The sequence below is a fragment of the Methanolobus sp. genome, assembly GCF_016278365.1.
Lineage (GTDB): Archaea > Halobacteriota > Methanosarcinia > Methanosarcinales > Methanosarcinaceae > Methanolobus.
On sequence record NZ_JADQBZ010000002.1, the window covers coordinates 42184 to 63336 of the forward strand.

A 21153-nucleotide genomic window follows, 5' to 3' on the forward strand; every position below is an offset into this window, starting at 1 on the left:
TCATGACCCAAGTTCAAGTTCCCTTAAGAATATAGCGGAAGAGACAGTGTCGCCAAGCCCTACAGTCGATACGGGATGAATGCATAACCGGGTCGGAACTGCGCACACCGAATAACCCCGATATTCACCAATTATACCATTTTCCCTGTACTGAATCGGGATATTGTCTTCCAGCTTTGCAATCTGCATCCTGCCGGGATCACTTTCATCTATCCCGGAGGCAACTGCCAGTAAAGTGTTCCTGTCTGCCAGTTTCCCGGTACACGCAAACGCTGCTGCGCATTTGACGCCAAAGTGCAGGGCTTCGAATGTTTTAACAGATTCGGAGACTGATGTGGGGGAGACTGAAATCACGAACTCCCGGGTGTGAATAAGTATCCTCCTGATTCCGAAGGATTCACATAAGGCTGCAGATGCCCGTACTATGGACAGGGCATCCATCTCAAGTATCCCGGCACTATCTATATTATATATACCCGCAAGCATGGCAAGTTCATCCTCATTAATACCAATACTGTCAACTAGGGGTGCCAGGCCTGAAAAAGCATCTGAGGCTATGCCTGCCGAGTAGAAATGGCCCAGTTCGGCATGTATATGCAGCTTACTGTTCCGGTCTTTCCATGCCTTTAGCTGCTCCAGAGACCTGCGAAGCTTTTCCTTATAGCCGCTACCATCGGGGTAGGTCTCCCGCAGCATGTGGTATCCTGCTATCAGAGCTCCATCTATATCCCCGATGTTGCTGAGAGCATATTTACTGAATTCTTCATCTATATACAGCTCAAAGTTAAGGGGATCATAAGTTGCAATGAACCGGTTCTCTCTTGGCACTGACATCTGTTTTCCAAGAAGCAGGAAGCTATCGCCCTTCTTGAAGTCAAATACGAAATGTATCATTTCCTGAGAATCTTCTGATGGCTCTCTTTGATGGACGTCGGAAATCCTTTTGAGGCCGCCTTCACTCGGGACGTATATCGCCCTGCCAGAGAAAAAGGACATCTGCAGCGGGGAAGGATTGGGAATGTTCGGTATCACCCTGGAAGCACCCAGTTCTGAAAGGACATTTGCCATTATGCCCATGTTGCCGCCGATGCGCATGAAAGAGTCTTCAAGAAAACTTGACTTAAGCCATTGGAAAACTTCCTCATCCCGGACCATCCATTCAGCCCCTGTCCCATTCTGCATGCAGAGGAACAGTCCCGCAAAAAGGTCAGGTATCAATGATATCGAGCCAGGAGGATTCTGCAGCCTGACGGATATCTCTTGCCCATAATCTTGAGCAAATGAACTCATCTGCAGGCCGTTCACCTTGTATATTGCATCGATGTTAGCATTATAAGCGCATAGTATTTTCATGTATGCCCCGGACATTTTTCCCCTTTGTCTTTGATCTTGGTCAGCAGGGCTATAAAGGCACCTGCAGAGATGGCATCCCCTATGCCCACGGTGCCCGCGGGCTTGTCTACGACCTTTGTCGGCACGATCACAAGGCTATGTCCCATGGCATTGATGCACCCACTCTCGAACTCATCCATCGAACACACCCCTTTGTGCACAAGATATGCAGCCAGACTTCCAAGGTCTTCGTGACCTTTTTCATAGATAGGCACCTTGAGACCTTCCTTTGTGTCATCAATACTATTGATATATCCAATAGAAGCCTGGGTAGCCGCCAGTACTGACGCAAACAGCAGCGCATCGCGGTGGCCCTCCACATCCACAGGATGGTCCTGAGAGACAAGACTGATATAGTGCCCCAGGGAATGGATGTTGACCACCTGCAGTTGCAGGTCATTGAGCAGCCTGACAGCCCCTTCATAAAGAGCTATTACGCTTTTCTCGTCCTTGCTCATGACCGCAAATGCCAGCTCCTCATATCCGAGGACGTTAAGTGCGTTTGCGACCTCCACGGTATCAAGTCCAAGGGATGTGGTATGTTTTTTGACTATCTCTGTCAGAATTGCCTTGCGGATAACACGGTTCTGTATGGATGTGAACTCGACGTGTATCTGCATCCTGGGATTGCATTCTTTTAGCCTGCTGATTACATTGACCGACTTCTTCACGTAATCGTGGTACGTTGTACCGTCCTCATACTCTTCCTTGATCATCTGATAACCAGCAAGCAGTGCCCCGTCTATATTCTGCCTTATCTGTGGGAGCCGGTCGTACAGCTCGCTGCTCATATCGATATGCAGCCAGTCCGGTCTGGACGATATGATGAGACGGTTATCCCTGGGAACTGCGAAACATTCCCCGGCACAGCAGACCTTGGTATCTTTTGAGAACTCGAGTATCCAGTTGACCTTGGGTTTGAGATGAGGGTTATAGACTTCCCTGGGAGGCTTGAGCACAAGCTCTCCGTTCTCCACTGCCGGATGAAGGAGGTTGGGAGAATCCACGAAATACTCCGCCTGCTCCTTTGACAGCCAGGGCACATAGGTGGTGACATTATGAATTCCCAGGTTTGCCAGCAGGTTGGACATGATACCTGCCTGTCCGCCCATACGTGCCCGGTCGAATCCGAGATTGTCCATTAACCATTCATGGAGGTCTGTGTTGTAAGTAGGCACCTCTGCCGCTTTCCCGTCCCGCATGGATATGACCAGGCGAGCCATGAGATCCACGGGGTCCTTTATCTCCCGGGGATACTGCACGACCTGTCCCTGGATGACACTGCATCCCAGAAGGTCCACCAGCTTCCTTACTTCTTCTTCTTTGACGTGCTTGATGGCATCTATATTACTGTTATAAGCGACAAAGACCCCTCTTATGTCCTTTAAAGAGTCCTTGATGTTCACATATGCCTCTGCGTATTGTATCTCCCAGTCATTTATGTCCATTGTTTCACCCGGTGAGTATAGGATATGGCAGGAATTTATATATAAAGATTAGATGTGGAGAGGGTATGGAATGCGAAATGCAGTAAATGCTTATGCTTGGTAAGAATCCAAAATCTCTTCAAAATCATAAACAAAAACCATTCCGGATTTATAATCAGGTTGTGTAGCATACTGGGAACCTCTCTTTGCGTTCAATGCTATCACAAGATGGTTGCCATCGTCTGAGAATGTGCCTGCTGAGAAAGAGCGGGTAAAATTGAGTCTTTGGCTTTTGCTACTGACAATCATTCTTTTTGAATCCGTATCCCAGACTATCAGCCTGGTAAAATCCATACTCATTATATATTTTCCATCCCTTGACAATGAAGTGCTGTCAGGTGAAAGTTCCAATCCCCCCAAACGGTACATTTCCTCGAAAGAGTTGCCATCCCAGACAATTACCTCACTGCGATAGATACTACCTGCTGCAAGGATATTTCCATCATCAGAGAACTGAAGATCAGCAACCGCCCTTTCCTCTATTGTCCTGATAACTTCCCCGCTTCCCAAATCAAAGAAGACGATTCTGTCAGGATTTATATTGATGTCAAAACTTGCAACAAGATATTTCCCCTCAGGCGTGAATGCGATCGACGTTGCCTTGTAATTATCACTTGTAATTGAATTTACCACTTCACCAGTTCCCATATCCCAGAATGTTATTGTACAACTCTCGGGGTTTGCGGTCATTTCCGTACAGGCGGTATAGGTACTCTCATCTGGAGAAATGGCAGTATCTTCTATGAGAGTATTGTTTATCTGGTGGGTTCTGAAAACCCTGCTGGCAACACCTATGCTGTGTGTCATGTTGTAGAGTGTTAGATGTGACGCTGTTATTCCAACATAATGCGGATGATTGCTGTTGGAACCTACCAAATAATAGTTTCCTAGTGTAGAAAACTCAACGTCTACAAGGTTGTAGTATGGCTCCTCTTTTTCTATTGTAGCACCGCTCCCATCATTCACTACATGATAACCATATAATAAGTCAAGATCCAGCGTATCCCAAAAGTTGACCGTACCCAGTGTACTGCTTACAATAAATTTCCCATCAGGGGAAATATCGATATTTTCCACGTCACTTCCTTCTACATAGGATGTTTTCAAAGGTTCAAACTCGTCAAGTGATTTTGCAGGAGATACGAAATCCCAGACATCTGTCATGACTCCCGGCAATATGGACATTATAAGTAACAAGAAAATAATCGGCGCAATCTTCTTTTTGTATTCTGTCATGATGATGTACTCATAAGTTAGTAACAAGTTTCAAATAAATCAATTAAATTTGAAAAAATATTATAGGATTATAGTAAATCAATGAATCATATTTATTTTTATTGTATTGATTGAAATCAGATTTAAAAAACAGATATTTCCCTTATTTCAACAACAAGATTATCAGATAGACATAGCTGAATTTTTTCAGCTAGAGATTCTATATATGTTTGGAATCTACCCCAATAATCAGTCCAACAAAACAACCTCCCTCACAGAAGACCGGTCGTTTCATACATGCCAAGCATAAAATGGCATTATCCACAGATTCTTCTCATTAATATGCTTGATGGCATCGATGTTATTATTATAGGCTACGAACACTCCTCTGATATCCTTTAAAGGGTTCTTGATATTTGCATACGCCTGCTCGTAGTGCTTCTCTCATTCTTCGATCTCCATTGTTTCACCCGGGGAATATAGGATATGACTGAAATTTATATATAAAGATTGGATGTGGAGAGGGTATGGAATGCGAAATGCAGTAAATGCTTATGCTTGGTAAGCATCCAGAATCTCCTTGAAATCGTAGATAAAAACCATGCCCGAGCCGGTTGGAGGATCTGTTATATACTCCGACTCCCATGGAGCATCCAGAGCTATCACAATATATTTTCCATCGTCAGAGAAAGTGCCTGATTTAAAAGCGTCGACAAAATCGAGTTTGAGACTTCTGCTACTTACAATCTTTCTTCCGGAATCCGTATCCCATACAATCAGCCTGCGGAAATCCATAGCCATGACGTATCTCCCATCAGGGGACAGTGCGGTGCTATCAGGTGAAAGATCCAGCCCTTTTAATCGGCGCATTTCCTCGTAAGTAGTGCCGTCCCAGACTATAACCTCACTGCGATAAACGCTGCCTGCTGCAAGAATTTTCCCGTCATCGGAGAACTGGAGGTCAGCAACCGGCCTTTCCTCTATCGTCCTGAAAATATCTCCGCTTTCCAGATCAAAGAAGACTATCCTGTCAGGATTGATATCGTTGTCAAAACTTGCAACCAGGTATTTCCCATCGGGCGTGAATGTGATTGACGTTGCCTTGTAATTATCACTTGTAATCGAATTCACCACTTCACCAGTTTTAATATCCCAGAAAGTTATTGTGCAACTCTCGGGATTTGCAGTCATTTCTGTACATGCAACATAGGTATTTTCATCCGGTGAAATAGCAGTATCTTCTATGAAAATACCGTTGATCTGGTGAGTCCTGAAAACCCTGCTGGCAACACCTCTGCTATGTGTCATGTTGTAGAGTGTCAGATGTGATGCTTCAATTTCTCCATCATACAAGCTGTTGCTATTGGAACCTACCAGATAATAATTACCAATTTCAGAAAACTCAATGTCTACAATGTTCCAATATGGTTCACGTTTTATTACAGTATAGCTGCTCCCGTCATTCATTACGTGATGACCAAAGGATTCATCACCTTGCAGTCTATTCAAAAAATTAATCGCGCTTCCTGTGCTGCTTACGACAAATTTCCCATCCGGGGAGATGTCAATGCTTTTTGTGTCACCCCCCTTAAGGTAGGAGGTTTTAAAAGGTTCAAACTCGTCAAGGGATTTTGCAGGAGATACTAAATCCTAGGCATCTGTCAGAACTCCGGGTAACATGGACATTATGACTAATATTGAAATGGTCAGGGTAATCTTCTTTTTCTTATCTAGCATGGTGATGAACTCACAAGTTAGTAATCAGTTTCAAATAGATTGATGACATTTGAAAAAATGTTATATAACTTAATTAAATCAATGGATTATATTTATTTTTATTGTATTGATTGAAACCAGACTTAAAAAACAGATATTCCTCCTATTTAAACAACAAGATTACCAGAGAGACATAGCTGGATTTTTCTTTCAGCTGGGGATTCTATAATATATTGGTTGGGATCTACCCCAATAATCATTCCAATAACAGAAACCGGCCTCACAAAAGGCCGGTTGTCTCATCCATGTCAAGCATTATGTTCATGTTCTGGATAGCCGCACCTGAGGCGCCTTTCCAGAGATTATCCAGGCGGGATATTACCTGTATCTGCTCATCATTGCCGTAAATGTAGAGGTCAAGGTAGTTAGTGTCATTGCTTCTCTGCACATCAAAAGCATTATCCACCAGATCCTTTGTCTCATCCGCTGTGTGAATGCGGATGAATGTAGAATCCCCATAGTATTTCTGATAGAGCTCATACAGGCCCTGCTTCGTCAGGGATTTTTCCAGATCCTTCACGGACAGGGGCAGTGTGACAGCCAGTCCCCTTGGATAATTGGAAACCACCGGCATGAAAATGGGCTTGACTTTAAGACCGGAGTGGACCATTATCTCAGGCACATGCTTGTGGTTCAGCCCCAGAGCATACTGCCTTGGTGCTTTGTATGCCCTTTCTGTCGTGGTCTCATAGGTCTCGATCATCTTTTTCCCGCCACCGGTATATCCGGTGATGGAGAACAGCGGGACAGCCGTTTCCCTGGAGATGATGCCTTCCTCCAGAAGTGGATACAGGGCAACTATGGACGCCGTTGCATGGCAGCCAGGGTTGGAAACCCTGCTCGCTACGGCCACCCTGTCCCTGTGTGCGGCGGAGAGCTCGGGCAATCCGTAAGCCCATGTCTCATTCACGCGGTTGGCTGTGGATGCATCAATGATCTTTGTATTCGGGTTTGTGATCAGACCCACTGCCTCTGCGACCGCTTCATCCGGCAGGCAGAGGAACACTAGATCTGCCTCATTGAGCAGTTTCTTCCTTAATTCTTTGTCGTGGCGTTTCTCATAGGGGATTTCCAGAATCTCCACTTCCGGATGGTCCGCCAGACGCTCATTCACCAGCAGACCTGTAGTTCCGTGCTGGCCGTCCACATATATCTTATACATTCTTTTCCTCAGGTAGATCAGGTTGTATAATCCGCGTTGATCCTCACATAGTCGTAGGTCAGGTCACAGCCCCAGGCGGTTGCGCTCTCGTGTCCCATACCAAGGTCGGTTATGATGAAAACCTCGTCCTGGGACATGATGGATTTCAACTGGGCCAGCGTAGCCTCGTCGTTGCGTACGACCTTACCGCTCTTCACAAGTTCCACGACCTCGGTGCCGGCTGAGAATGACAGGGAGATCTTCGTCTGGTCCATATTGGCACCGGAATAGCCGGCTGCAACCACGATACGGCCCCAGTTGGGATCCTTTCCGAAGATGGCGGATTTCACCAATGGTGAGCGAACTATTGATTTTGCAACAAGGCGGGCATCCTCAACTGTGGCTGCACCGGTAACTTTTGATTCGATAAGCTTGGTAGCACCTTCTCCATCGACGGCTATCATCTTGGCAAGTTCGGTAAGCACAAGGTCAAGACCGGACTGGAAATCTGCGACTTCAGGACTGATACCTGAGCTTCCGGTAGCTGTGAGCAGCGCCATGTCATTACAACTGGTGTCACCGTCCACAACCACCATGTTGAAGCTCTTGTCCACGGCTGTTGTGAGAACTGACTGCAGTTCCTTTGACGGGATCTGTGCATCGGTGTAAATAAAAGCAAGCATGGTACCCATGTTGGGCTCGATCATCCCTGAGCCTTTGGCAATACCTGCGATACGGATACCGGATTCCATCTCAATGGCTATCTCCTTGGGAACCGTGTCAGTGGTCATGATCGCACGTGCTGCCCTCATGCTGGCTGCTGCATCCTCGCCCATGGAGTCCATCGCTTCCTGGAGATGGGAGCTGATCCAGCCGGTATCGAGTTTACGTCCCACGACACCTGTTGATGACACGCCTATAAGCTCCTCGTCAACTCCCAACCGGGATGCCAGCAGGGAAGCCATGGTCCTTGCATCAGCCATACCCTGCTCACCTGTGAAAGCATTGGCATTGCCACTGTTCACGATAACGCCTGAGAGTCTGCCGGTCTTTGCGATACGCTCCCTTGTGAGCACAAGGGGTGCTGCAATAACCTTATTCCTTGTATAGGCTCCGGCAGCATTTCCTTCTGCCAGTATGACCGCAATTCCCATCTTTCCGGGCTTGATGCCTCCTGCACGGACACCCTTTACCGCGCAGATACCGCCTTCAATGAAATTCATGTGATACCTTCTGATACCTTACTGATGCCTTGTTCTGATAATTTGTTACAACTCGCCAAGTCCGCGGATAATATCACCGCGTGTGATGATTCCGACGATTACACCATTTTCGACAACAGGTAATCGGTTTATCTTGTGTTTTGTAATGATACTGGAAGCTTCTTCTATGGAGTCATCAGGAGAGACAGTATACACATCCTTTTCCATGATCTCCGTTACAGGTTTTGAGCCCACATCTTCAAGCATGCGCTTGGTCTCTTCCCAGTTAAGAAGTTCCCTTATAGGCACTTCTATGACCTCAAACGGACTGGGAAGCCACAGACCCGAGCGGTCCGGCACCTCAAGCAGCTTAAGAAGGTCGCCTTCGGACACTATACCCACTACCTTTCCGTTCTTCACTACTGGAAGACCGCTTATACGGTTCTGCTTAAGCACCATGGCGACATATCTTATAGAGTCCTCCGGACTGCAAACAATAACATTCGGGTTCATTACATCTTGGACTTTCATTTGTACACCTGTTAATAATTCATATTTTAGGGCTTTGTTTACGGGTTTGTCGCTGCTGCCCAAAGACCTGCCTTTTCATCGAACCCACACAGCAGGTTCATGTTCTGTATAGCCTGTCCTGAAGCACCGATGATTCCTGCGTTTATCATGTATCACTGCAAATTTATTATCAGCTATATGAGGGAGTAGTAATTGTAGCGGTATAATGTTTGCGCTTTGGGAATATGAAGGAGAGAGGATTGTTGCGAGTGATGTTCACAGACCTATCATAATCAAAGAAAAGAGAAAACGACTACTTAGGTTAATGGTCTTAAAAATACATTAAAAGAAGATTGACCAGAATCCCATTCTTCAGGTGTGATTGGTTGAGAAATAGAAATAGTCCAGATAAACCTTGCATTGGACAGGTCTGGTTTTTAGAACCTGTTCAAGTAGGGTTTATCTATACATCAATTCCCTTATAATGAACTTTCTAATTTGTCAGCGTAGTCTGCAAGGATTGGCAGCCTGTACATGGTACCTTTGTAGGCCATGAACATCAGATATAGCCACAGTGCAAATCCAACAAGGGGCAAAAATAATGCTATTAGCCACCCAATAATTGGTATGAATCCCAAAATGATGCTCAATATGAACAGGACACCAAACACTACAGTGGACTGTGCTGCATGGAAACGTACAAATTTATTTTCTTTCTCAATTAGCAAGAAAATTATACCGGTAACAAATCCTAGAACATAGGCTATTACTCCAGTTATGTTTTCACTTAAACCAATTTTTGTATCGCTCATTTTTCATAACTCTCCTCATAAATATCTATATATTTCAGTGGCAAATCATTCTTGTGGAACAGAGCCACAATAGAAGTCACACTACTTAGTTAAATAATATACAAATTAACATGCATCAAAGAACTATTTATATTTATCTCACATCGTGACTATTTCCAACACTGAGGAAGTTGTCCGACAATCACTAACGAAAGTATGAAAACGCATTATTATGCGTTTAAGCACCTTATAAGTCTCCTTTCTCAACTTTTTGTCCCGAAATGGAATTGTCGGACAACCTGTTGAAGTCATGAGCAGGTGCTAAAATACAAACCGAACATCACTAGAAGCATTCCCTCAACAAGTGTAAAAATAGAATTTGATGGTCTTCCGGACCACCTTTTAATCATTATTTGGCTCAGATTACATAAAGCCAAACAATTGTGATACTTTCACTACAACAATTGCAACGGTGTACTTGACAGTATTTACAAAGCCCACGGGTTCTATCACGATCTCTCCGTTGTCTTTTGCAGCAATGAACTCTTGCAGTGGATCCTGTGAATTAATGATTGTTCTTAATGTAGCTTCATTTGCTCCTACAACCATCGTTGCATCGAATTCTGCATTTTCGTCAACTTCTTCAAATGCAGTTATATACGCATCTTCGGTGATTGCTTTAATGTATTCCTCTTCTCCGTCATCGGTAACAATTACCAGCTTGATGATCTCGCTACCCAGAAGAGATTTCAGGTAAGAAGGTATATATTCGGCGTTCTGGTTATATTCGCTAACCTTATTATCGAGATCATTGACAATATCAGCGCTTGCCATCGGAACAAAGACCGTTAGCAGCAACATTAATGTAACTAATATCTTTTTCATCCACTTCCTCCGTTTGAATATCTTAGTTTAACACACGGCTCTGTGAAAATTATCAGAAAAAATACTAATAGAGCAGGATTCACGAGTATTTAAATACCTAATGGTATTTTAATAACTGTCTAATAACTGTCTTTTTCATCCTGGTGCAAGTACAGACGCTTTTACAGGCACATATGTGTCCTCAGGACACTTCGCATCATAGATATGTCATAATTATAGTTATATGTTTTGAATACCCCATAAATATATAAATATTAAAACCAACTAGTGTAGTTATATCTTGAACAACAGAATTATCATTAAAGCAAGTATAAATAAGTGTTTTAGTTGAAAGCTTCAAACATTATAAACAAATGTAAAAAATGAAGAGAAGAATCAACCAACCATCTACCTTGTAGACGGCCGATCAAAGAAAATATTCTTCCCCCTGACGCTCAGCGGCAGTGCCATAGCCACATCTGCATCCATCATCTCAAAATAACACGCCGCAGCCCCTGCGCTGTACATAATCCTGTTATCGATGCACAGGTCCTTTGCCTTTGATGCTGCGCAGCCGACTGCGATTCCCAGGTCCAGGTACTTGATCATGCAATGTGGGCCGGAGAACTCCTTCTTCACTTTTTTGGTCTCAAGCATGCCCTTGCATGTCTCAAAGCCGCATGCACCACAATCAAGGCCGGATGCACCGGAGGACTTGAGGCCGATGAGGACAACAGCGTCAGAATCCCTGACGTTCTTAGCATCACGCAGAAGGAACTTCATTCCCTTGATGTCGCTCAGCTCTTCCATCTTATTTGCAAGCTCGGCACATTCCTTGTCATCCAGGAGGCAGGTCACGATATCATCGATACCTTTTCCTTTTGGTGCTGTCCTTGCAGCTACAAGGATTGTCTTTGCAAGCAACTCAATGATTTCGGTTTCCGGATTGAGTTTCATGGGAAAAGGAAGGCGACAATCCTATTTATTTATTAGTTCCCATGATATACCTTACAGCTTTCCTTATGCGTCTTCCTTCACAGATTTATAGGCTTTTGTTCCTGCTGTGCTTTCTTCTCGAAGCTGATGCCTTCATTCCCCAGGACCTTGCTGATAGAGCTTTCAATTATCCCTGCAAGCTTGTCCCGGGGCACAAGGGTCACAGCAGAAAGTAACTTCAAGTGCTGTTCTTCATCCCCGGTCTCATCCAGTATTTCCACAAATGGGTCTCCATGTGCCGATGTAAGATTTGCCTTGATGAGTCCTTCCCTGAACTTAAGGGTCATCTTCACATGACCAATGAACTCAGGGTTGATCTCCATCAGCCGGGATTTGATTTCCTCCAGAAGATGCACAAGCATGGAAGTCATTCTGTCTGAATGCAGGTTATCAGCTCGCAGGAAGTATTCTCCTGAATAGCTGCCAACCCCTGACATCTCAATGGAGTTCAGGTCGGCCCCTGTATGCTCCGCCTCGCTCTCCCCTGCAAGCAGATCTATGAACATGCGGAACTTATCATCCATTCTCTTTGCAGAAAACTCGATTACCAGTGCATCTGGATTAAGTTGCATAACGGTCCTGGTTACCGAAGCCACGGTTTCCGCATCCACAAGGTCGATCTTGTTAATGCATACTATTTCCGATTCCTTTATCTGGTTGGCTATGAATACAGGCACCTGGCTAATCTCCATGTTTATCCTGCTTGCGTCCACCAGGGAAACTACCGGAGCGAAGGAAAGATCCTCAACATCCATAAGTTCAATATGTTCCTTTATCTGCATGGGGAAAGCTATGCCGGTAGGCTCTATTATAACAATATCGGGATTATATTCCTCTACAAGTGTCTGAAGGGTATATTCCATGCTGATGCGCAGGGAACAGCAAATACAGCCGCTAGTAAGCTCTTTTGTGACCAAGCCGCTGCCTGATATGGTTTCACCGTCCACGCCAACTTCACCGATCTCATTGACAATTATAGCTATCTTGTGGCCTTTCTCCACAAGGTGCCTGCCAAGGCTTCGTAGTGTTGTCGTTTTCCCGCTTCCAAGGAAGCCACCTATGATCATCACTTTCATCTATGTCACCTGTCCAGTACAAAAAGAGATTTGCGGGAACATGTATATGGATTTTGGTTAAATCTGCCTTCCGGTTTCACTCCAGAGGTAGCAGCACATGGAAGGTACTTCCTTTTCCCTCCTCGCTCTCAACCCATATTTTCCCCTTATGGTCCTCTACTATCATCTTGCAGATATACAGACCAAGCCCTGTCCCACCGTATCTTCTTCTGATAGAGGAATCAACCTGATAGAACCGCCCAAAGAGATTGGGAATCTTATCCGCGGGGATACCAATACCCGAGTCACTGACATATACATGAATCTTACCATTATCTACCGAAGCACCCACTTCTACCTTTCCTCCCGTGGGAGTGAACTTGATGGCATTATCAAGCAGGTTTACTAGTACATCGACAAGCTTATCCCGGTCTCCCCTGATAAGAGGCAGGTTTTCCTCCAGGTTCTTTTCAAATATGATGTTCTTCTTTTCAGCCTGAAGTGCAAGATCCTGTATGGAATTATCGATAATGGAAGTTATTGGCACCATTGAGAAAGAATAGGTGAGCTTTCCAGCCTGCGCCCTGCTGATATATAGGAGGGAATCCACCAGCTTCCTGAGTCTTTCGGAATTGCGGATAACCGTATCCACCGCTTTTTTCTGCTGGTCGTTCACAGAACCCAAGGTTCCGTCAGATATCAACTGGCTGTATCCCTGGATAGAAGTTAGAGGGGTCTTGAACTCATGGCTCACGTTTGAAAGGAATTCGTCCTTCATCCTGTCAAGGGACTTAAGTTCTTCGTTAGCAGCCGAGAGCTCAACATTGGCTTTGTATAATTCACTGTTAACCTGGGCCAGCTCTCCTGCATATTTGCGCAGGGTCTCATCGATCTTTTTCTGCTCGATGATCTGCCACATACCCTCCATGAGCAGGGTCAGTTGCCTGACATCAGCCTGGTCATAAGGGCTCTTCTTGTTGCCTACACCCGCAACCCCGACCACTTTTCCGCTGTCAAGTATGGGAACGCTCATGTACCGCTTCATCTTGATATGGCCCGAAGGATAACCTTTTTTAAGTGGATCAGGTGCCAGGTAATCATTTATTATAATAGGACGTTTCTGTCGGACAGCCTCGCCCCATAGCCCTGTGGATTCAAGCAGGTAATCAAACTTCTTTTCTTCAACATCACAATCTATCATCACGTTTTTTGACCATGAATAGATAGTAAGGACATTCCCCTCCTCATTGAGGAACGCCAGATACCCCATCTTGCTCTGGGTGAGTCTCACAGCCTCTTCCTGGACAAAATCGGCTATTTCTTTGAGGGTTTTATTCGTTATCCTGCTTAGCTGAAGGAGTGTCTCAAGCCTCGATTCATCCAGCCGCAATGCTTCCTCGGCCTTCTTACGCCCGGAGATATCCTCAAAGATGCCGATACCTCCCAGATATTTGCCATCCTCGGAGATATTGGGACTGAAATGTCCTTTGATAGATACTGTTATGCCACTTACCGCCGTATGATATTCCCCTTCAAAATGACCTGTCTTTCTTGAGAGTACAGCATCGACAGCTTTTCTCATGTTCTCATCTGTCACTGTCGTGACCATATTAAAACCGATTATGTCCTCCTTTTTCTCAAGCCCGATAATCTCAAGGTACTTTTCATTACAGTGAGTGATGATACCATTCTCATCGAAATGGAATATCCCAAGAGGCGAGTTCTTAAATATCAGATGGTACTTCTTTTCGGCCTCAAGGGCAGCCTCTTCTGCTTTTTTCCGATCACTGACATCGATCAGTATGCCCTGGTAATAAGCAGGTCCACTTTTTTCATCTCTTAACAGATAAGATCTCTCAGTAACCCATCTGGCCTCTCCTGATCTGGTCAGCAACCTGTATTCTTTTGCGAAATATATCCTTCCTTCAATCTCAAGTTGTGAAACATCCTTTTTGACCATATCAAGATCATCAGGGTGAATAATATCCTCAAAAACAAGACGTCCGGATGTGAAATCTTCAGGCATATAGCCAAACTGTGTGATGTTCTCTGAGATGAACTCTACCGGCCAGCCACTTTCCGCACTCCAGAGAACTGCAACTACGGGACTCTTTTTGTAGATGTCTTCCAGTTTCTCGATAGACCGGACCTTATCCCTAAGCAACTTATGACTGATGTTCTGTTCATAGACCTTGCCGATCGTACCCATCATTCCACCATAGGTGCCATCCTCATCTATCAGGGGAAGCAGGACCCCACTGTGATAAATGAATTGCCCGTCCGGTTTGATGAACGGGAACACATCATAGCTTTTAGATTGCAGGCTTTCTTTTGCAATCTCAAAAAGTTCGGCAAAACTCAGTTCTTCTCCATTCACCTGTCGCGGTATGAACTTGACCAGTTTTTTCCCCAGCACTTCAGTTTTTGGAAGGCCGGATATCGATTCCATGCCTTTGTTGAAATACACGATATTGTCGTTCCTGTCAACAGCCCATACACCAGTCCAGATATTCTCAAGCATGTCATCCTGAAAACTTTTCTCCTTCAGGAATGGCTTGCAGTATGTTGAACTCTGCAACAGGGTCCACCTGCCGTTACGCAGGATGACAGTGCCATCATGCATTCCTATTATGTCGAGTAGCTCCTGTCCTGTCCTTGCTTCCTTAAGAAAACCGGACATGCCTACGATATGCTTCCCACGTACTATCTCCATACCCTTTTTAGCAAATCCCACAAAGTTCTTCCAGGCATCTTCACCGGCTATCGTGAACTTATCAGCAACCCTCAGCCCGTCATAACCTTCAGATAGTGCCACATTGTACATCGATTCCCAGGCACCGGGAATGCTCGGTGAAGCAGACTCTTTTCCAGCAAAATAACATTCAGTACATGGTGTGATTATCAACTGGCCGCTTTCAAGATATTTATCAACATCAATACCCCTTTCCCTGAGAAACTTCTCCCCTTCTTCCATAGCTATCTGGCCGGAAACTGCCCAAACACAAAGTTCCTTGTTCTGCAGACCAGCTTCAAGGAACAATGCCATTACGCTCATGAACTCCTCCGTAGTATCATACAGAAAAGAGAAGGAACTACCTTGAGGCAAATCGAGTACAAAATCAATATCTGAATTTATTGCAGCAGCGCCGATGCTATTACCCCGCAGATTATGGTACTATATTAACATTATTTGTCTCTTATATGTATTTAAGCATTTTAAATATTAGAATGGGACACACTTTCACCCAGCTTACATCAATATTATTAACCATCCCGACAATCTATGTTCTCTCAAAAATGGACGGATGAGATGATGGGATCAAAAAAACAAATTTACCTTGCAGGCCCTCTGTTTTCAAAGGCCGAGAGAGATTTTAATATATACTTAAAGGACAGGCTGGTGGAGATGGGATTCAAGGTATTCCTGCCTCAGGTAGACGGAGAGGATAACCTTTCATCCAGAATGCATGAGAGACAGATGTGCATCTTTGAGAATGACATCAGGGGAATAGATGAATCAGATATTATCCTTGCTGTACTTGATGGTGGCAGCGATGTGGACTCAGGGACAGCATGGGAGATGGGATACGCTTATGCCAGAGGTAAGAAGGTACTGGGACTAAAGACTGATTTCAGGACATTCGGAGAAGAAGGCATTGTCAATCTTATGATGGAAATGTCAGTGGAAGTGCTTGCAAGGGATGTAGAAAGTATCCTGAAAGTGCTTGAGGATCACAGATAAGATTTTTTAATACCTTTTCTTTTTAAGTGGATTGATTCCGGCTCTCTATTGTTATTGACGGACTGCAAATGATGTGCACTCCTGCCGACAGGATACATTCTTAAGAGTTGCCAGCATTATACTTTTAAAATAATAAAATAAAGGTAGCATGCTTAAAAGGTTCACCACTCTGTTTCCATTATGGGCCGTAATGCTCTCAGCTGTTGCACTCTTCTATCCGGAGTTATTCCTTCCCTACCGCAATACCATCCCTCTGCTTCTGGGTGTTGTGATGTTCGCAATGGGCATGACCCTTTCAGTAAAAGATTTCATGCTGGTTTTAAAGAGGCCGAAGGTGATCATTATCGGAACGGCAATGCAGTATACATTTATGCCCCTGGCAGGTTTTGCTCTTTCCAGACTCTTTGGTCTTTCTCCGGAACTTACGGCAGGCTTCGTATTACTTGGATGCTGCCCTGGAGGCACAGCCTCCAATGTGATCTGCTACCTTGCCAAAGGAGATGTCGCACTTTCCATTATGCTGACATCCGTATCGACGTTGATAGCCTTTGTAATGACCCCCCTGCTCACATGGTTGTACATCGGCCAGACGATAACTGTCGATATGTATGGAATGGTCGTCAGCATCCTGCAGATAGTGGTAGTACCTGTTGCCCTGGGAATCGGACTTAATGCTATCCTGGGTACCCGCACAGAACGCATCCGGCCTGCTTTACCTGCACTTTCTGTGATTACGATAGTAGTCATAATAGCTATCATAATGGCATTGAACAAGGATACCGTCATGTCTGCAGGAATATTAGTGATGAGTGTGGTAGTGATGCATAACCTCATCGGGCTTGCAAGCGGCTATGGATTCTCCCGAATGCTGGGTCTAAGCGAAATAGAATCAAGGACAATTGCGTTTGAGGTCGGGATGCAGAACTCGGGCCTGAGCGTTGCTCTTGCGATCAAGCATTTCTCAGCCATAGCTGCCCTTCCAGGAGCGCTTTTCAGTATATGGCATAATATCTCCGGCTCTTTCCTGGCATCATACTGGAACGGAAAGAAGATATGACAGAGTTAGAAAAGAATTAAAGGAATCTTATTCCCTCAAGCAGGCTTTCTCCAGAATGTCCTTTTCCACTACTTCCCCATTGGGTTCCTTTTCCGTGAATATCTGGCCTTCGAAACAGTAAACTTCGGCACCTGTGACCCAGGCATCAGGGGACAGGCCCGCCTTGAGACAGGTGTGGCTCAGGAACTCCACTTCATCCATCTCATTCTCCGGTGCTACCTGAGGAAGGAGAAGGCCCTGCCGGTAGCCGCTCTTGATGATCAGACCGTGCCGGCCTATCTTAATTGAGGAAGGGAGGTCTTTGGGTGGGACATCCATACGCTCAGGCTGAGTGAGAACCGTAACCTCCACAGTGACATTTGTCATCTCATCTATGCGCACCTGCGGGAACCTGGGATCCCTGAAGCCAGCCGAAACGGCAGAATCCGTTATTGCATACTTCAGGGCTGAATCCGCATAAGGGTGCCCTATGCAACCTCTAAGTTCGCCTTTTTTAGTAAGGGTCACGAATACCCCTCGGGGCTCATCAAATATAGCGGGAAGCTGTATCTCCGATCCGTCGATCATCTCGCCAGTCCGCAAATAAGTCTCTATGGTGTCCCTCGCCAGCCCTACAGCCGTCTTACCTTCTTCTTCCGTAAGTAATGTTACCTTCTCTTCCATTACAACCACTCCCATATAACTCTTTGAGCATTCTCAGCCACGATGAAAACATTATCGTATTCATCTATACATTTAGAATTAGCATCTCATGGGTTATGTCTGTAACGTGTAGCAGCTTTTCTTAATGCATCGATGCCCGGCAGGACAGTGCCTGCAAGATAATCTATACATGCGCCGCCACCTGTACTCAGGTGAGAGAATCGGTCCTCATACCCCAGATTCCTTATCTCCGCAGAAATATGTCCTCCGCCTGCAATTGAATATTCAGAGTGCACTGCTGCCTTGATAATCTCATGGGTGCCCAGTGCAAACGGGTCGATCTCCGAAAGACCGGCAGGGCCATTGAGAACAACGGTCTTTGCGCTCCTTATCTCCTTGGAGTATGACACTATGGTCTCCAACCCGATATCATTGATCGGGAAGTTATCCGATGGGAGCTCATCAACCTGAACCTCTATCCTCTTTCCGTTATCGTTCAGTGCAACGTCTATCGGGAGTCCGATCTTACCATCGAACTTTTCAAGAAGCTCTTTTCCACGCTCGATCTGCTCAAGATAGCCCTGGGATTCTATAAAGTCCATATTTGCCGGACCGATATCGACCCCTGATGCTGCAAGCATGACATTGGCCACCACACCTGAAAGCAGAACCCTGTCGACACTGCCGTTGCTCAGGACATTGTCGGTGACATTGAGAGAATCATCAACCTTTGCCCCCCCGAGCACGAAAATGCACGGACATTCCCCCCCCTTGATGCCCCTGTCAAGCGAGCTTATCTCTTTTTCCATGAGCCTGCCCGCCCCGCTTGGAAGGACTTCAGTAAAGCCTGTGATAGATAACTGTGATCTGTGTGAGACGGCAAAAGCATCATTCAGGAACAGGTCAAACAATGGTGCGAGCTTCCTTACCATATGTGTATTAGAATGTGCTTTTGAAGGACGGTCCAAGCTTTCCTCGGAATAGAACCTAACGTTCTCAAGCAATATCACATCCCCTTTCTTCATGGAAGTTATACGCGACTTGGCATATGTACCAAAGATATCGTCTACGTATTCCACTTCTTTCCCAAGGTAACGTGACAGACGCTCAGCATGTGGTTTCATCGTAGTAAAATCACTTTTCCCAGCCCTGCTCTGGTGTGCAAGCAACACGACCCTGGCATTCTCCAGGTCTTTCAGAGTAGGTACATGGCTCTTGATCCTCATGTCGTCAAGGATATTATCCTCAGGATCCATGGGCACATTCAGGTCCACTCTCACTAGGACTGTTTTTCCTTCCACGTCAAAATCATCGATAGTAAGATAATCTTTAGCAGTCAAAGTTCCATCACCACAATTTAATCGCCCCTATATCTCAGGCAATATAAGTCAATATACAGAGTCTATATACATTATGCCTTTATGTGATATAAATTAGTTAACTACCACATTTTGCTGTAAATGAACCATTCCGGTTATATCTTTTTCGTATATGCAGCAAGTAAACACGAAAAATACAAAAACTAATATCTATTGACTTACAATCCAATCTCGTGATCATATGAAGATTCTGGGAATTTCAGGAAGTCCTAAAGCAGGCGGAAATAACGACAAGCTCATAGAAAGAGTATTGAGTATCGCTGAGGATAGAGTTTTTGAGACAGAGACGGTCTTTATCTCTTCATCCTCAATAGCTCCCTGCACTGCCTGTGGCGTGTGTGCAAAAGAAGGTGGAAAATGTCCAATTGAAGACGGAATGGAAACCGTTTACAACAAACTTCTGTCCGCAGACGGGATAATTGTGTCATCACCGGTCTATTTCGGCACAATGACAGCACAATTGAAAGCACTTTTTGACAGGAGCGTACTGCTCAGAAGGCAGGGTTTCCAGCTCAGCAATAAGGTCGGAGCTGCCATGGCTGTCGGTGGTTCAAGGAATGGCGGACAGGAAAAGACGATACAATCCATCCACGAGTGGATGCACATCCATGGCATGATAGTTATCGGAGACGGAGGGCATTTTGGCGGGATACTGCAAAAGCCTGCTCAGGACGATGAAGAAGGAATGAAGACAGCTGTTGATACTGTCAACAAGTTGTGTGATGTCCTTGAAATGATGAAATAGTCCTTGAAAATAGTAAGTAAAGGAAAGGAGAAAAACATCCCCTTTCCCACTCACATTTTAATGCCTACAATCTCAGCTATCTCTTTCACATTGACGTTCTTTTCCAGCAGGGCCAGTATCCTGTCGAGCTTGACCTGCTGCTTGACATGGGCATGACCTATCAGGTGTTCCATTCTTTCAATTGTACCCATCGTATCGCCCCTGACCATGATCACAGGAATGCCCACACCTTCGGCGCTTGCAAGCACAGCACCGCTTGGTTGCATGTTTCCTGTAAGTATCAGGCACTTGACCCTTGCTTCAATGGCAGCCATCTGTATGTCTGCCCTGTCTCCTCCTGTAATTACAGCGCTGTCAGGTGTCCTGCGGAAATACTTGATAGCAGAACCGGCCTCCATGGCTCCTACAAGGTAACTATCCACAAGGTCGGCAAGCTTGTCAGAACCTATAAGGATCTCACCGTGAAGTCCTTCAACGATATCGGAAATGGGAATAGAACGAAGAGTCTCATCCAGCGGGATAACTCCAAAAACACTGACGCCTTTCTTTTCCAGGAAGGGCACAACAAGCTCTTTCACTCTCTCAAGCATACTCAGGGGCACCTCGTTCAGGATGACACCTGCAAGCATTTCAGGGTCCTGAATTATCCGCAGATCACACAGTATGCGGTCAACCGCAAAGATGGAATCGAAACGGGTTACAAGAAGCATCTTTGTCCCAAGTTTGGAAGCAACCTCCGGATCGGAGAGATTATACATAGCACCGCCTCCGATGCCTCCGGTACCTTCGATAATTACAATGTCCTTTCCTTTGGAGATCCTTGCATAAGCTTCCAGCAACTTGCTGTCCAGGTCTTTCTTTATCCCGGTGAGCGCATCATTGGTCAGGCTGTCAGTCAGATATATTGGTGTAATGAACTCACTCGGATCCTGTAGTCCAAGCAGTTGCTTTATGCTCTCCGAGTCCTCATCTGCAAGGGACCCATGTACATTGATCAGCAGATTCCCGACCGGCTTCATGTATCCAATAATAAAGCCTTTGTTCTGGAAGATCTTACCCAGTCCCATGCATATGGAACTTTTGCCCGAATATTCCTCTGAAGAACTTATCAATATCGATGCCATTATTTTGCTCCCAACCTGTCCTTGTTAATGCTATA

18 protein-coding genes are annotated in these 21153 nt (G+C 45.3%); 3 read left to right on the forward strand and 15 right to left on the reverse strand.

Going from position 1 to position 21153, the window contains the following annotated elements; all coding sequences use genetic code 11:
- The 12 genes from QZZ22_RS00290 to QZZ22_RS00345 all read right to left on the reverse strand — a co-directional run bounded on the left by QZZ22_RS00290 (window position 1) and on the right by QZZ22_RS00345 (window position 15535).
- Window positions 1-1353 (reverse strand): ADP-dependent glucokinase/phosphofructokinase, encoded by a 1353-nt coding sequence (locus QZZ22_RS00290; protein ID WP_292461486.1) that lies wholly within the window; start codon window positions 1351-1353, stop codon window positions 1-3.
- Window positions 1350-2840: an ADP-specific phosphofructokinase gene (gene pfkC / locus QZZ22_RS00295; RefSeq protein WP_292461488.1), complete on the reverse strand. Its 1491-nt coding sequence runs from the start codon at window positions 2838-2840 to the stop codon at window positions 1350-1352. The genes QZZ22_RS00290 and pfkC overlap by 4 nt, the downstream gene beginning before the upstream one ends.
- A gap of 90 nt (window positions 2841-2930) precedes the next feature.
- Window positions 2931-4064, reverse strand: coding sequence for a hypothetical protein (locus tag QZZ22_RS00300; RefSeq protein WP_292461490.1), 1134 nt, complete (start codon window positions 4062-4064; stop codon window positions 2931-2933).
- A 582-nt stretch (window positions 4065-4646) separates the two neighbouring features.
- Complete coding sequence (locus tag QZZ22_RS00305; RefSeq protein WP_292461492.1) at window positions 4647-5603, reverse strand: hypothetical protein; 957 nt, start codon at window positions 5601-5603, stop codon at window positions 4647-4649.
- Window positions 5604-6090: 487 nt separating this feature from the next.
- On the reverse strand, window positions 6091-7032 hold the full coding sequence (gene argC, locus QZZ22_RS00310) for an N-acetyl-gamma-glutamyl-phosphate reductase (RefSeq protein ID WP_292461494.1): 942 nt from the start codon (window positions 7030-7032) through the stop codon (window positions 6091-6093).
- Window positions 7033-7049: 17 nt separating this feature from the next.
- Window positions 7050-8234, reverse strand: a complete 1185-nt coding sequence (gene argJ / locus QZZ22_RS00315; RefSeq protein ID WP_292461497.1) for a bifunctional ornithine acetyltransferase/N-acetylglutamate synthase — start codon at window positions 8232-8234, stop codon at window positions 7050-7052.
- Between the two features lie 45 nt (window positions 8235-8279).
- Entirely contained in the window at window positions 8280-8744 is a 465-nt protein-coding gene (locus tag QZZ22_RS00320; protein WP_292461498.1) for a CBS domain-containing protein, read from the reverse strand.
- Window positions 8745-9202: 458 nt separating this feature from the next.
- Window positions 9203-9535, reverse strand: coding sequence for a DUF4870 domain-containing protein (locus QZZ22_RS00325; protein ID WP_292461500.1), 333 nt, complete (start codon window positions 9533-9535; stop codon window positions 9203-9205).
- 402 nt (window positions 9536-9937) lie between these two features.
- Window positions 9938-10399 carry a hypothetical protein gene (locus tag QZZ22_RS00330; protein ID WP_292461502.1) on the reverse strand — a complete coding sequence of 154 codons (462 nt, stop codon included), beginning with the start codon at window positions 10397-10399 and terminating at the stop codon, window positions 9938-9940.
- Window positions 10400-10786: 387 nt separating this feature from the next.
- Window positions 10787-11335 carry a DUF2148 domain-containing protein gene (locus QZZ22_RS00335; RefSeq protein ID WP_292461504.1) on the reverse strand — a complete coding sequence of 183 codons (549 nt, stop codon included), beginning with the start codon at window positions 11333-11335 and terminating at the stop codon, window positions 10787-10789.
- 77 nt (window positions 11336-11412) lie between these two features.
- On the reverse strand, window positions 11413-12450 hold the full coding sequence (locus QZZ22_RS00340; RefSeq protein WP_292461506.1) for a GTP-binding protein: 1038 nt from the start codon (window positions 12448-12450) through the stop codon (window positions 11413-11415).
- Between the two features lie 76 nt (window positions 12451-12526).
- Window positions 12527-15535 carry a PAS domain S-box protein gene (locus QZZ22_RS00345; RefSeq protein ID WP_292461508.1) on the reverse strand — a complete coding sequence of 1003 codons (3009 nt, stop codon included), beginning with the start codon at window positions 15533-15535 and terminating at the stop codon, window positions 12527-12529.
- 207 nt (window positions 15536-15742) lie between these two features.
- Here QZZ22_RS00345 and QZZ22_RS00350 point away from each other — a divergent pair, with 207 nt between their 5' ends.
- Together QZZ22_RS00350 and QZZ22_RS00355 are read left to right on the forward strand one after the other, a co-directional pair.
- Window positions 15743-16171 carry a nucleoside 2-deoxyribosyltransferase gene (locus QZZ22_RS00350; RefSeq protein WP_292462156.1) on the forward strand — a complete coding sequence of 143 codons (429 nt, stop codon included), beginning with the start codon at window positions 15743-15745 and terminating at the stop codon, window positions 16169-16171.
- A 148-nt stretch (window positions 16172-16319) separates the two neighbouring features.
- Window positions 16320-17228 carry a bile acid:sodium symporter family protein gene (locus QZZ22_RS00355; RefSeq protein ID WP_292461510.1) on the forward strand — a complete coding sequence of 303 codons (909 nt, stop codon included), beginning with the start codon at window positions 16320-16322 and terminating at the stop codon, window positions 17226-17228.
- A gap of 27 nt (window positions 17229-17255) precedes the next feature.
- Here QZZ22_RS00355 and QZZ22_RS00360 read toward each other — a convergent pair whose 3' ends face one another.
- Together QZZ22_RS00360 and pgk are read right to left on the reverse strand one after the other, a co-directional pair.
- A complete protein-coding gene (locus QZZ22_RS00360) occupies window positions 17256-17891 on the reverse strand; it encodes a TIGR00296 family protein (RefSeq protein ID WP_292461512.1) in 636 nt (211 codons plus the stop codon).
- 86 nt (window positions 17892-17977) lie between these two features.
- Window positions 17978-19210 (reverse strand): phosphoglycerate kinase, encoded by a 1233-nt coding sequence (gene pgk / locus QZZ22_RS00365; RefSeq protein ID WP_292461514.1) that lies wholly within the window; start codon window positions 19208-19210, stop codon window positions 17978-17980.
- A gap of 220 nt (window positions 19211-19430) precedes the next feature.
- Here pgk and QZZ22_RS00370 point away from each other — a divergent pair, with 220 nt between their 5' ends.
- Window positions 19431-19994, forward strand: a complete 564-nt coding sequence (locus QZZ22_RS00370; RefSeq protein ID WP_292461516.1) for a flavodoxin family protein — start codon at window positions 19431-19433, stop codon at window positions 19992-19994.
- A gap of 50 nt (window positions 19995-20044) precedes the next feature.
- Here the strand turns inward: QZZ22_RS00370 and QZZ22_RS00375 are convergent, their stop codons facing one another.
- Window positions 20045-21118, reverse strand: a complete 1074-nt coding sequence (locus QZZ22_RS00375) for a phosphotransacetylase family protein (RefSeq protein ID WP_292461517.1) — start codon at window positions 21116-21118, stop codon at window positions 20045-20047.
- Between the last annotated feature and the right edge of the window lie 35 nt (window positions 21119-21153).

Excerpts from the sequence above, each read along its gene's own strand:
- pfkC (WP_292461488.1), bottom strand. The coding sequence starts at position 2,840 with ATGGACATAAATGACTGGGAGATACAATACGCAGAGGCATATGTGAAC.
- argC (WP_292461494.1), bottom strand. The coding sequence starts at position 7,032 with ATGTATAAGATATATGTGGACGGCCAGCACGGAACTACAGGTCTGCTG.
- QZZ22_RS00350 (WP_292462156.1), top strand. The coding sequence starts at position 15,743 with ATGGGATCAAAAAAACAAATTTACCTTGCAGGCCCTCTGTTTTCAAAG.
- QZZ22_RS00335 (WP_292461504.1), bottom strand. The coding sequence starts at position 11,335 with ATGAAACTCAATCCGGAAACCGAAATCATTGAGTTGCTTGCAAAGACA.
- QZZ22_RS00360 (WP_292461512.1), bottom strand. The coding sequence starts at position 17,891 with ATGGAAGAGAAGGTAACATTACTTACGGAAGAAGAAGGTAAGACGGCT.
- argJ (WP_292461497.1), bottom strand. The coding sequence starts at position 8,234 with ATGAATTTCATTGAAGGCGGTATCTGCGCGGTAAAGGGTGTCCGTGCA.
- QZZ22_RS00320 (WP_292461498.1), bottom strand. The coding sequence starts at position 8,744 with ATGAAAGTCCAAGATGTAATGAACCCGAATGTTATTGTTTGCAGTCCG.
- QZZ22_RS00325 (WP_292461500.1), bottom strand. The coding sequence starts at position 9,535 with ATGAGCGATACAAAAATTGGTTTAAGTGAAAACATAACTGGAGTAATA.
- QZZ22_RS00330 (WP_292461502.1), bottom strand. The coding sequence starts at position 10,399 with ATGAAAAAGATATTAGTTACATTAATGTTGCTGCTAACGGTCTTTGTT.
- QZZ22_RS00300 (WP_292461490.1), bottom strand. The coding sequence starts at position 4,064 with ATGTCCATATTGCCGGGAGTCATGACAGATGTCTGGGATTTCGTATCT.
- QZZ22_RS00290 (WP_292461486.1), bottom strand. The coding sequence starts at position 1,353 with ATGAAAATACTATGCGCTTATAATGCTAACATCGATGCAATATACAAG.
- QZZ22_RS00375 (WP_292461517.1), bottom strand. The coding sequence starts at position 21,118 with ATGGCATCGATATTGATAAGTTCTTCAGAGGAATATTCGGGCAAAAGT.
- QZZ22_RS00370 (WP_292461516.1), top strand. The coding sequence starts at position 19,431 with ATGAAGATTCTGGGAATTTCAGGAAGTCCTAAAGCAGGCGGAAATAAC.
- QZZ22_RS00340 (WP_292461506.1), bottom strand. The coding sequence starts at position 12,450 with ATGAAAGTGATGATCATAGGTGGCTTCCTTGGAAGCGGGAAAACGACA.
- QZZ22_RS00355 (WP_292461510.1), top strand. The coding sequence starts at position 16,320 with ATGCTTAAAAGGTTCACCACTCTGTTTCCATTATGGGCCGTAATGCTC.